Source organism: Labrenzia sp. THAF191a (assembly GCF_009363335.1).
GTDB lineage: Bacteria > Pseudomonadota > Alphaproteobacteria > Rhizobiales > Stappiaceae > Roseibium > Roseibium algicola.
Window position 1 is genome coordinate 4,957,866 of record NZ_CP045333.1, and the last position, 12,170, is coordinate 4,970,035.

General features: G+C 58.8%; 8 protein-coding genes. 3 read left to right on the forward strand and 5 right to left on the reverse strand.

Annotated features, from left to right (window positions below; genetic code table 11):
• The first annotated feature begins 44 nt into the window (after positions 1-44).
• Complete coding sequence (locus tag FIV05_RS22730; protein ID WP_152511073.1) at positions 45-872, forward strand: bifunctional allantoicase/(S)-ureidoglycine aminohydrolase; 828 nt, start codon at positions 45-47, stop codon at positions 870-872.
• A 250-nt stretch (positions 873-1,122) separates the two neighbouring features.
• Here the strand turns inward: FIV05_RS22730 and FIV05_RS22735 are convergent, their stop codons facing one another.
• From FIV05_RS22735 to FIV05_RS22750, 4 genes are all read right to left on the reverse strand, one after another.
• A complete protein-coding gene (locus tag FIV05_RS22735) occupies positions 1,123-4,227 on the reverse strand; it encodes an efflux RND transporter permease subunit (protein WP_152511074.1) in 3,105 nt (1,034 codons plus the stop codon).
• 33 nt (positions 4,228-4,260) lie between these two features.
• A complete protein-coding gene (locus FIV05_RS22740) occupies positions 4,261-5,355 on the reverse strand; it encodes an efflux RND transporter periplasmic adaptor subunit (protein WP_152511075.1) in 1,095 nt (364 codons plus the stop codon).
• 13 nt (positions 5,356-5,368) lie between these two features.
• Positions 5,369-5,932, reverse strand: coding sequence for a TetR/AcrR family transcriptional regulator (locus tag FIV05_RS22745; protein ID WP_152511076.1), 564 nt, complete (start codon positions 5,930-5,932; stop codon positions 5,369-5,371).
• A 234-nt stretch (positions 5,933-6,166) separates the two neighbouring features.
• Positions 6,167-7,894 (reverse strand): EAL domain-containing protein, encoded by a 1,728-nt coding sequence (locus FIV05_RS22750; protein ID WP_023004030.1) that lies wholly within the window; start codon positions 7,892-7,894, stop codon positions 6,167-6,169.
• Positions 7,895-7,971: 77 nt separating this feature from the next.
• Here FIV05_RS22750 and FIV05_RS22755 point away from each other — a divergent pair, with 77 nt between their 5' ends.
• Together FIV05_RS22755 and FIV05_RS22760 are read left to right on the forward strand one after the other, a co-directional pair.
• Positions 7,972-8,871: a sugar kinase gene (locus tag FIV05_RS22755; protein ID WP_023004029.1), complete on the forward strand. Its 900-nt coding sequence runs from the start codon at positions 7,972-7,974 to the stop codon at positions 8,869-8,871.
• 177 nt (positions 8,872-9,048) lie between these two features.
• Positions 9,049-10,224 (forward strand): hypothetical protein, encoded by a 1,176-nt coding sequence (locus tag FIV05_RS22760; RefSeq protein WP_209009759.1) that lies wholly within the window; start codon positions 9,049-9,051, stop codon positions 10,222-10,224.
• Between the two features lie 73 nt (positions 10,225-10,297).
• Here the strand turns inward: FIV05_RS22760 and FIV05_RS22765 are convergent, their stop codons facing one another.
• A complete protein-coding gene (locus FIV05_RS22765) occupies positions 10,298-12,085 on the reverse strand; it encodes an ABC transporter ATP-binding protein (RefSeq protein ID WP_152511077.1) in 1,788 nt (595 codons plus the stop codon).
• Positions 12,086-12,170 lie beyond the last annotated feature (85 nt).

Below are 12,170 nucleotides of genomic sequence, written 5' to 3' on the forward strand. Positions count from 1 at the left end.
TTCAGCTCGAAACACTGTTTCGGCAACGGTTCAGGGAAACCCGCATGACCTCATCGCCCTACTACTCCCCAAGCGGCGGTCACCCGCCACAAACCCAGCTGCTGACCGACCGGGCTGTCTTCACGGAGGCTTATGCCGTCATCCCGAAGGGAACGATGCGTGACATCGTCACCAGTTATCTGCCGTTCTGGGAAAAGACCCGGCTTTGGGTCCTGTCACGCCCCCTCTCCGGATTTGCAGAGACCTTCTCCCAATACATCATGGAAGTGCAGCCGGGCGGCGGCAGCAAGAACCCGGAGCAGGACGCCGATGCAGAAGCGGTTCTCTTTGTGGTGCAAGGAAAACTGTCGCTGACAATCGAGGGGACTGGGCACGTACTGGAAGACGGCGGATACGCCTATCTACCGGCCGGTTGCGCCTGGACAGTTGAAAATTCGGCCGATGCTCCAGTCCGTTTTCACTGGATCCGAAAAGCCTATGAAGCAGTCGAGGAACTGGCTGCCCCGGATGCATTCGTAACGAACGAAAAACAGATCAAGCCGACCGAAATGCCGGGAACGGACGGCAAGTGGGCAACCACCCGTTTCGTCGTGCCGGACGACCTGCGTCATGACATGCATGTGACCATCGTTACCTTCGAACCGGGAGCCGTTATCCCGTTTGCCGAAACCCATGTGATGGAGCACGGGCTTTACGTGCTGGAGGGCAAAGCCGTCTACAGGCTCAATCAGGACTGGGTCGAGGTTGAAGCCGGTGACTACATGTGGCTGCGCGCCTTCTGCCCGCAAGCCTGTTACGCCGGTGGGCCAGGCAAGTTCCGCTATCTGCTCTACAAGGACGTCAACCGGCACATGAAACTCAGTCGTGGCTGAAAGACAGACTGAGAAAATGAGTCCGGATACGTCGACAAGATATTGATATCATGAGACTAGATGGCTCTAGCGGCCATAGCGAAAACGGGAACGGCATTTCCGTGTTTCCTGCGCTCCCTGGCGTAACGGTTTGGATCCCATGGTCAAGCCATGGGCACCGGTGGTGGTTGGTATTGGGTCGTCATTTGAGAGAAAGACAAAAGGCGGCTCGAAGGCCGCCTTTCAAGTTCGTAAGTGACTGCGTCCGGAGTTACTTGGCCGGAACTGCATCCGCCGGAACTGACGGCTCCGCCTTCGTCTTGTCTTTCTTCGGCGGGCGAACCCGGAAGAACAGGGCATAGAGCACGGGTGCGGCAATCAGGGTCAGCACGGTGGCAAACGCCAGACCGCCCATGATCGTCACTGCCATGCCCCGGAAGAAGGCATCCGACAGAAGCGGTGCCATGCCGAGGATGGTGGTGATCGCAGCCAGCATCACCGGCCGCATACGCGAGACGCTGGCATCGACGATTGCCTGGTATTTGTCCTTGCCCTCGCCAATCAGAAGATCGATCTCTTCCAGAAGCACGATGGCATTCTTGATCAGCATGCCGGAAAGGGACAGGAAGCCGAGCAGCGACATGAAGCCGAAGGCTGTGTCCGTGGCCAGCAAGGCAATGGCAACACCATTGATCGACATGGGCACCATCAGCCAGATGATCAGCGGCTGACGCACGGAGCCGAACAGCAGGATCGAGATGATCAGCATGACCAGGAAACCGAGCGGCAGCTGCGCACCCAGAGATGCCTGCGCATCGTTGGTGCTTTCATATTCACCGCCCCACTCCAGCGCATAGCCCGGCGGCAGCTCGATGGCCTCGATTTGCGGACGGACCCTTGCAAGAGCAGCAGTCGCGGTTTCGCCCGCAGTCGTCTCAGCCTTCACCGTGAGCGTGCGCACGCGATCACGGCGATGGATGAGCGTATCCTGAGGCTCCATCACGAATTCCCGCACAACCTGCTCGATTGGCACATAGCGGCGTTCATTGCTGCTCAGGACCAGGGAGTCCGACACGCTCTCGTTGACGGAGATGCCGTTCTGCTCGGCCTTGCGGGCGACAATCGGAATGCTCTCGTCGACATCGCGGTAGGAACCGACGCGAATACCTTCGGTCGAAAACTGCAAGGCGACCGACAATTCCTCTCGGGTGACGCCGGAAATGCGGGCGCGATCTTCATCGAAGATCGGCCGCACGACAAGTTCGCGCTGGCGCCAGTTCGTGTTGACGTCGGCAAGCTTGTTGTCGGGCATCGCGAAGATCGCCTGCGCCTCGTTGCCGAGCCGCTTGAGCTCATCGGCATCCGGACCGGAGAACCGTGCCTCGATCTTGGCACCGCCACCGGGACCGAACACCAGCCGCTTGGTGATGATCTGAGCAGACGGGAACCGTTCGGCGAACTTCTCCCTCAACTCGAGCGCCAGCATGTCGATTTCTTCACGATCATGCGTCCGGATGATCATGTGGCCATAGGCCGGGTTGGCGTCTTCCGGTGCGTAGGTCAGCATGAAACGCGTCGCACCACCGCCCGCAAAGCTTGTGACGGTTGCCACCCGCTCATCCGAAAGGACGATTTTCTCCATCTCCTTCAGGTCCGCCTCGGTCGACCGGATATCGGTTCCCTGGGGTGACCAGTAATGGACGTAGAAGATCGGCGTGTTGCTGTCCGGAAAGAAGGCCTGTTTCACGTTGCCGAAGGCCATGACACAGACAACCGTGATCCCGACAAGAGCGGCAACGGTCAGCAGCCGTACATGCAGGGAGCCAATCAGAAACGCGCGATAGACCCTGTAGAGGATGCCCTTGTAAGGGTCGTGATCGTCCAGATTGCCGGTGGCGGTTCTGAAGAAGTACTTGCCGAACAGCGGGGTCACAGTGATCGCGAAGACCCACGACAACAGCAGCGATATCCCGATCACGGCAAACAGCGAGAACAGAAACTCACCGGTAGCATCCGGGGACAGGCCGATGCCGGAGAATGCCATGATGCCGATGACGGTTGCCCCCAGCAGGGGCCACATGGTCTGAGCGACGACGCGGCTGGCTGCCTCAATCGCCTTCTGGCCACGCTGCATGTTGATCATCATGCCTTCCGCCACCACGATGGCGTTGTCCACCAACATGCCCATGGCAATGATAAGCGCACCGAGCGAGATGCGCTCCATCTCGATGGCGAAGATGCGCATGAACAGAACGGTGGCCATCACGGTCAACAGAAGAACCGTGCCGACCACAATTGCCGCGCGCCACCCCATGAACAGCGCCAGAACACCGATCACGATGACGACGGAGGCCGCAAGGTTCATGATGAAGCCGTTTACGGATTCATCGACCACGATATTCTGCTCGTAGATGGGATGGATCTGCATGCCGACAGGCAATTGCGCTTCGACGGCGGCAAGCTTTTCGATCACCCGTTCGCCGACTTCGACAATGTTGGTGCCATCGACCTGGGACACGCCGATCGTCACCGCCGCGTGGCCATCATGGCGTATCAACCTGTCCGGCTTCTCCGGTTCGCCCAACTCAAGCGTCGCGATGTCGGACAGGCGGATCATTGCCGTCGACCCTGCCCTGCCGATGACGAGATCCTGAATGCCGCGGAAGTCGTCAAAGGCGGAAGCCGTCATGAGGCGAATGCGTTTGTCACCGGAAACACCCGACCCGTTGGTCTGGATACGGTTTTCCGCATCCAGCACACCGATCACGTCGGTGAAGGTGATGCCGAGCCCGGCCATCTTGTCCTGATTGACATTCAGGTAGATGACATCCTGCGGTTCGCCGGCAACTTCCACCTTGCCGACCCCGGGAACAGTCAGGAGTTCGCGTCGGATACGCTTGACCGTGTCGCGAATGTCCCGGTTGGTATAACCGTCGGCAGTGAAGGCGTAGAAAAGGCCATAAACATCGCCGAAATCGTCATAGACCAGCGGTGTGCCCGCCCCTGTCGGCAGGTTCCGGACCTCGTCATTGACCTTGCGCCTCAATTCGTCCCAGACCTGAGGCAATTCCTCGCCGTCGTAGGTTGGCTTGATTTCGACGCTGATGCGCGACAGGCCGGGCTCCGACACGGATGTGATCAGATCCAGTTGCGGCATCTGCTGGATGGCCGTTTCGAGGTTTTCGGTAATTTCGTTTTCGACTTCAGCCGCGGTTGCGCCTGGATAGCTGGTGATTACCTGAGCCTGCTTGATGGTGAACGCAGGATCTTCCAGCCGCCCCACGGTGGACAGGCCCCAGAGCCCGCCCAGAAGCGACATGATCACGATCATCCAGGTGTTGACCGGCTTTTGAATGGAGTAGCGTGCAATATCCAAGGTTTCTGATCCTCTTGCCTGTCCGGAACCGGATCAGTTCAAACGCCGCACGACCTGGCCGTCGCTGAGATAGGCGACGCCGGCGGAAACGATGTCGTCGCCTTTGTCCAGGCCGGAGCGGACCGGAATGAAGTCGCCCATGACCGTGCCGATTTCGACCGGGTTCTTAGACACGGCGCCTGTATCTGTATCGAATTTCCAGACGTAGGCGCTGCCATCACCGTCGACGGCAATTGCACTTGAAGGCACCAGGAACTGTTCTCCCAGTTCCAGACCTTCCGGCAGAAACTTCACGGTGACAGAAGCCGTCATGCCGGGTGACAGCTGCTCTACGCCGTCGCGAGGCATGGCAAGGGTGATGCGATAGGTTTGCGCCACATCATCGACCTGGCTGGAATGCTCGCGGTAGGTCAGCGGAAACAGCTTGTCGCCGTAGGCCGGGAACCTTGCCTCGATCGAGGCGACTTCGGACTCGGATACCCGTCCGAACAGCGCCTCGGCAACGTTGATGTCCACCTGCACTTCCGACACATCGTGAAGCCGCACAACCGGTGTGCCGACACTGACCGTGGTGAAATTGTCGACCAGGCGTACGGAGACGATCCCGTCGAAAGGTGCTTTCAACGTGGTGTATTCGAGGTTCTGCTTGGCTTCCTTCAACGTCTCAAGCGCAAGGTCGTGCTTGTTCTTCTGCTCGTCGTAGGCGGACTGTGAGATCACGGACCGTTCGCGCAGGGTTTCCAGCCGGTCGAGTTCCCTCTTTGCCTGCTCCGCATTGATCGTCGCCTCGCGAACGGCGCGGTCGTAGTCAGTCGTGTCCAGAGTGGCGATCAGGTCTCCCTCTTTCACGCGCTGGCTTTCCAGAACCGGAAGCGCAACAAGCTTGCCCGGCACCTGAAAGGACAGGTCGACGGTCTTTACCGCCGCAACCCGGCCCGCAAACCGCCGCTCCAGCAGACCTATCTGGTCTGTCACCGTAAAGATTTTCGCCGGCCTCGGCGCAGCGTGAAGCTTTGCTTCTGCTTCGGAAACCGGATCAACTGCGTCTTCCTGGCAGGCTGCGAGCATTCCCGCAGCAAACAGGAGAGCGACCCAACGGCGGATTGGGGCTTTGTGAAGTGCCAGCATTTGGTCTTCCGTTCTAGTCTTGGAGTTGGGTCAGACGCTTGCGCAGTTCCTGAAAAACCAGCGCGCGTTCCTCATCTGTGAAAATCGTGACGCAATGCGCCTCGGAGAAATGCAGACCTTCCAGGCACGCCCAGATTGCCCAGGCTTTGCCGCGGTCGGAAAGTTCGGCTTCGATGGCCGCCTTCATACGGGATTTCACGCCCATGAAGGGTTCACTCAGGTCGGGACGGTCTGCTTTCGTGGCCAGCATGGCCTGCGCAAGATCCCGCTGCTCGCTCAGCCAGCCTTCGGTGACTTCGATCATGGCGCTCAACGTCGGGCATTCGGAAGAAAGGTTCCGCTCCCGCGCAGCAGCCACTTCAGCTTCGAACTGGCCCGCGAGGAATTCCACCATGCCTGTAATCAGCGCGTCCTTGGTGGGAAAGTTATAGAGCACCCCACCTTTCGAAAAGCCGCTTTCCTCGGCCACGGCATCCATGGTGAGGCTTTGCGCTCCCGAGCGTCTCACGACTTCGAGCGCAGCCTTCAGTATTTCCGATTTCGATTCATGCGAGTTGCGTGTAGAACGCGCGGCCATTTCTATACCGTCCAGTCAGTACAGTTTCGCGCTATTTATACCGTCCAGCCGGTACAGACAAGGGGGCACGCTGGCATAAATCCGCCAGCTTTTTCATCCAGCACACACCCGAAACGTGTCCTGGCAGCTGAATACCCCAAACACTGGCACGGGCAAGAGCCTGTGCCAACAGACAGAACCTGATTTTATCGAAATCGATCCGGGTAAAAAAAAGGAGCCAGCCGGAAGGCAGGATCAGGCTGCAGCGTTCTTGCGCATCGCAGCTTCGTTTGCCGCCTGTTCAGCGGCGGCAGCTTCCGCTGCCAGCCGCGAACGCTCATTGGCTTCTTCATCGGTACGTTCTGCAAAGGCGATGAATTCATCGGCCGGCATGGGGGCTGCGAAGAAGTACCCCTGGGCAGCGGTAACGCCAAGTTCAAGCAACCGGTCGATCTGCTCTTCCATCTCGACACCTTCGGCAATGATGCCCATGCCCAGATTGTCGGCCAGTTCAACCATGGAATCGACGATGGTCGTCGAGTTGTCGTCCGACCCGATGGTATCGATGAACATCTTGTCGATCTTGATGATGTCGACGCCCAGTTTCTGCAGGTAAGCCATGCCGCCGTGGCCGGTGCCAACGTCGTCCAGCGCCACACGCACACCCAGGGCCTGCAGTTCCGCGATGATCTTGCGGGCGAGTTCCATATCTTCCAGCGGATGGCGTTCGGTCACTTCCACGACGATCTGCTGGAAGGAAATCCGGGACTTTTCGAAGATCGAGCGGATATCGGAAATGATTTCGCGATCCAGGAAGTGCCCCGCGAAAAGGTTGATCGAGAGCTTCAGGTCCGGATTGTCGCCATAAAGATCCCCGATTTCCTCCGACGATACGCGCATCATGTGGCGGGTCATGTCGAAGATATGGCCGTTGTTTTCGGCATAAGCCATGAACTGGCCCGGTGAAACGATCATGCCGTTTGGACGGCGCCAGCGCATCAGGATCTCGCAGCCGCGCAACCGGCCGCTCTCGATGTCCATGACAGGCTGATAGTAGGGGATGAACTCGCCGTTGCGGATCGCGGCGATGAATTCGTCGTCGGCCTCCCGCTCCGGACGCCAGGACAACCAGACGCCGATGGCAACGAACAGAAGCGCAATGCCGGCACAGGCGGCGGCGGCAACAACCTTCAGATCCTGCACGACATTGCCGGCGGCCGAAATCGGTGCGGTGATCGTCGCGACCAGCGGATAGAGCTGCGAGGAGACCTCGACAGACAGGATTTGCGAAGGATCGGTCGCCTCGGAGTTATAACCGCCGATACTGTACCAGAGCAGATTGTTGCCGAGGCGCAGTTCGGCCCTGCGATAGGAGCGCAGATATTCCGGGCCGGGATCGATGGCAATCACGGCAGGCGTCACTTCCGCGAACAGACGGGTCTGGTCCTTGAGATCCCAGCTGATCACCGCCGCGCGAGCCCCAAGGTAGTTGCGGTCCAGCATGCCGATACCGACCAGCGGGCCGTCTTCGCGCATCGGAGGAAGAACGACCTTTCCGGCCAGATCTCGATCCGGAATGATGCACATGCGTTGACCGGCCGCGTCCGCCAGCCCGATGGCGTCGATCATGCCGTGCTCAACGATCTGTTTTTCGTAGATACCCCGGTCTTCGGCGCTACAGGTTTGCACGTCGTCACGGTCCAGTCGCTGCAGCAGCGAGACGGTCGTGGAAATAGCCTCTTCGGCGCGATGGATAGCCACATTTCCCATGGCTTCCATTTCGACGACGGCGCGGCGTTCCGCATATTGGTTGAGGATGACGTTGATCGCAAAAAGCGGAGCAGTCGCCAGCGCAAGGGCGATCAGCACCGTTTTTACAAAACCAACATAGCGGAAAGACAAGTCGCAGGCCTGTTCGTGAATAAACTCTTTCTGACCATGGCTGATCTGGGTAAACAAGGACTGAAGATTCAGCAGTTTCATTCAGATCAAAGCGACCTGCCTCATTGCCGTGTTAGCTGCAGGACAGACGAGATAAAGCCGGACTTCGGGAGGGTTACATGCAGGCATTGTTTATTGGACAAGCCTATATCGACGTTACGTTTTTGACCGACCAGCTGCCGACGGGCGACGAAAAGACAATTGCCCGGGATTACGCGATCAGTTTCGGCGGCAATGCCGTTACAGCGGCGTTCTGCTGCGCCAAACTGGGTGGCAAGCCGGAACTGTTATGTTCACAGGCGGATGACTGGCTGGCGCGGATGTTCCTGGACATGGCCGCGGCCTACGGCATTTCCATTCACGGGCGCAAGGTGCGCGAGAGTTCGCTCTCCTTCATCATGCCGAAGGGAGGCAAGCGTGCCATCGTGCGCTGCCGCGACAACGAATTCCTGCATCCTTTCCCTCCCCTCACGCTTACCGGCATGAAGGCATTGCATCTGGATGGCCACATGCCGGATGCAGCCCTCCACTATGCGACCACATGCAAGAACCTCGGCATTCTGACGTCTCTCGACGGAGGTGCGGTTCGCGAGAACACGGACGAGCTTCTGAACCAGATCGACATTGCGGTCGTTTCCGAACGGTTCTGCCAGCAGCTTGGCATGTCGACCGGCGAGACCCTGGCGTATTTGCGCACCAAGAACTGTCCTGTCGGCGCTGTCACGCTCGGCGACGAAGGCATGGTCTGGTACGAAGCCGGCGGTCCGGACAAGGTTATGCCGGCCCTGAATGTACCCTTGTCGAAAGTGGTCGATTCCAACGGGGCCGGCGATGTGTTCCATGGCGCCTATGTTGCGTCCTACCTGCAATGGCCGGAAAGAAGCTGGGATCAGCACTTCCGCTTTGCACGTGGTGCCTCGACCCATGCGATCCAGCACCTGGGCAACGAAGCCAGCCTGCCGACACTGGAAGACATCGAACGCGCCAACAGCACCTTCCTTGAAAAGGCAGCTGCCTGACACAATCAGCCCCGGCAAAGCACTGGCTACAACGCCTTCGCGTTTCAACCGGGGAAAGTGTGACGCAGGACATATTTTGTTCGAATAAGCCCGGCTATTGCTTCAACCGGCTTTCGCCTTGCCACACTGTGGAACTTACCCCAGAGTGGGATCACCTCTATTTCGTGGAGATTTTCAATGATGTTTTCCCGTTCGCCCCGGATCGCAGCCGGTCTGACAGCCGCTGTCAGTCTGCTCGCTCTACAAGCCTCTCCGGCTCTTGCCTTCGATCCGTCCGGGAACGAGATTGCCGATGCGTTCCTGTCACTGCTGGACGCTGAAAAAGGCACCGTCGAGAGCTATGGTTCGGTTGACGAAGCAGGTGGCGCCGTCACGCTCAGCGACATCGTCATCAGCAAGGAAGACGAGGAAGGCGCCAGCGTCACCATCGCTTCCACCGTGCTGACTGGTGGCGAAATCCAGGCTGACGGCCGGCTCAAACTGGCAAGTCTCGACATGAGCAACCTTCAGCTCACGGCCGAGGACGGCGGCATGTCGCTGGCAGACCTCAAGGTTACGGAACTTCTCTTGCCCACGCCGGAAGAAGCTGCGTCCGATACGCCGCCGGTCGGGCCCGGCTACAAGACGTTTGAAGCCAACAGCATCCAGATCCGCGATGAAGACAACCAGATTGCCGACATCGCAAAAATCTCGTCTTCGATCGATGCCATGGACGGCGATCTTCCGACGGCCGGCAGTTTCGCCGTGACCGGCGCCACGATTGATGTGAAGGAACTGGAATCGAAGGAAACCAAGTCCCTCACGGATCTCGGTTATGAAACCCTGACTGTTGATGTTGCCGGGTCAGGCAAGTGGGATCCGGAAGCAGCCACGCTTGTGGTCCCGGAACTCAAGATCGATGCCAAGGAAGCCGCCAGCCTGTCGCTTTCCTTCTCCATGGGCGGGGTTACCCGGGAAGTGGTCACCCAGCTCAACGAAAAGTCGGAGAAGCCGGAAGAAGCGATGGCGCTTCTGCAGAACGTGACCATCGAAAATGCCAAGATCCGGCTGGACGACGCCTCTTTGACGGGACGCGTTCTGGATCAGGAATCGAAAAAGGCCGGTGTTGACACGCCAACCTATGTAGCTGGCCTCACCGGCACGCTGCCGATGATGCTTGGCATGCTGCAGAACAAGGAACTGGAAGGCAAGGTCGCTCAGGCTGTGACCCAGTTCCTGAACACCCCGGGCTCGCTGGAACTGACGGCAGCACCTGGTGCGCCGGTTCCCCTGTCCCAGATCATGGGAACGGCGATGTTCGCGCCCCAGATGATCCCGCAGATCCTTTCAGTTGGCATCACCGCCAACCAGTAACTCTGCCTTCAAACAGCAAAAAAGCCCGGACCTTGTCCGGGCTTTTCTTGTTTGTGCGTTCAAGAATGCAGGTTTACTCGGCTGCCTCGTTCCGGCTCTGGAACTGCAGTTCGCACAGGCGCCGATATATGCCGTCGTGCTCGAACAATTCGTCATGCGTGCCGCTTTCAAGGACGCGGCCCCTGTCCAGAACGAGTATCTTGTGCGCGTGGCGAACCGTGCTGAGCCGATGGGCGATCACAAGCGTCGTGCGACCTTCCATCAGTGTTTCGAGCGCGGACTGGATCTTGGCCTCGGATTCCGCGTCGAGAGCAGAGGTCGCCTCGTCCAGCAACAGGATCGGCGCATCAAGCAGCATGGCGCGCGCGATGGCAACCCGCTGACGCTGACCGCCGGACAATCGACCGCCGCCGTCGCCTGCCAACGAGTTGTAGCCTTCAGGCAATTCGAGGATGAAGTCATGGGCGTTTGCCGCCTTTGCCGCCACCTCGATCTCTTCCTGCGTGGCATCGGGCCTGCCGATTGCGATGTTGTCGCGGATGCTGATGTTGAAGAGGTAGGAGTCCTGACTGACGTAGGCAATGTTACGGCGCAGGGAACCCATCGTCACCGATTTGATCGGCTGGCCGTCGACGCAGATCGTACCTTCCTGCGGATCGTAGAAACGCTCGATCAAGGCAAAGACCGTTGATTTCCCGGCGCCGGATGCACCAACCAGTGCCGTTGTCTTGCCGCCCTCAGCGGTCAAGGTCAGCCCGTTCAGGGCAGCACCTTCGCCGTAGGAGAACTTGACGTCCTTCAGTTCGATCTGCCCGCTATCAACCTTGAGGTCCGGGGCATTTTCGACCTGCTCCAGATCCGGCTGCTCGTCGATCAATTCGTACATTAGACGAACCCCGACCAGCGCCTTGCTGAGATTGACATTCAGGCGGGCCAGACGGCGCGCCGGATCATACGCAAGCAGCAGGGCGGTGATGAATGCGAAGAACGCACCGGGGTCCTTGCCCAGTTCCACCACCGAATATCCTCCGTAGAAGATAACCAGTGCAATCGCGAACCCGCCGAGGGATTCCATCAGCGGCGAGGTCCGCGCCGTTAGCGCTGCGATCTTGTTGGACTGGCGCTCGACTTCAGAGACGGATGTCGCCATCCGCTGCTGCATCGTCTGCTCCATTCGGAAAGACTTGACGATGCGAATACCCAGTACGGTTTCCTGCAGGGTGGAGCCAATCTTGGCGTTCGAAACCACCTGCCGCTTGGCGTAGGTCTTCACCCGCTTGACCAGAAAACTGACACCAACGACGATCGGCGGCATGATCACCAGTGCGAGCAGGCTCATCAGGGGATCCTGGACAATCATCACGCCGACGAGACCGATCAGGGTCAGAATATCCCGGCCAAGGCTGAGCACGATCATGTCGATGACCGAACGGGCACTGCCGGCACCCGTGTTCACGCGAATGCCCAGTTCCGGCAGGGACATCCGGTCGTAGTAGGCCTGGTCCTGCATGGTCAGCCGCTTGAACAAGCGGTTCTGAAGGTCGGCAACAATCGCGTTGCCTACCCTTGAGAGAACGACCATCTGACCGTAAGTCGAGGCGCCCTTGAGGGTGAAGATGCAGATGACCGCTCCGGCGATGACATAGATCATCTGCTTGTCGCGGTTGATGAACACCTCGTTGATGACATCCTTCATGATCCAGGCACTTGCGGCGGTCGTCGCCGCTACCATGCCCATGAAAACGAAGGCCACCATGTAGCGTGGTATGTAGGCCCGGAGATTTTCGCTCAACAGGCGCTTGATGACTTGGACCGTGCCATCCGGATCTTTCCAGATCTCCCATTTTGCAGGGTTGAGCACTGTAAGCCGCCTTTCCAAAAACTCGCTAAGCTTAGCACGACTGAGGCCGGCTAGGCCGGCCTCAAGCCTCTGTTGCAGAGGGTTA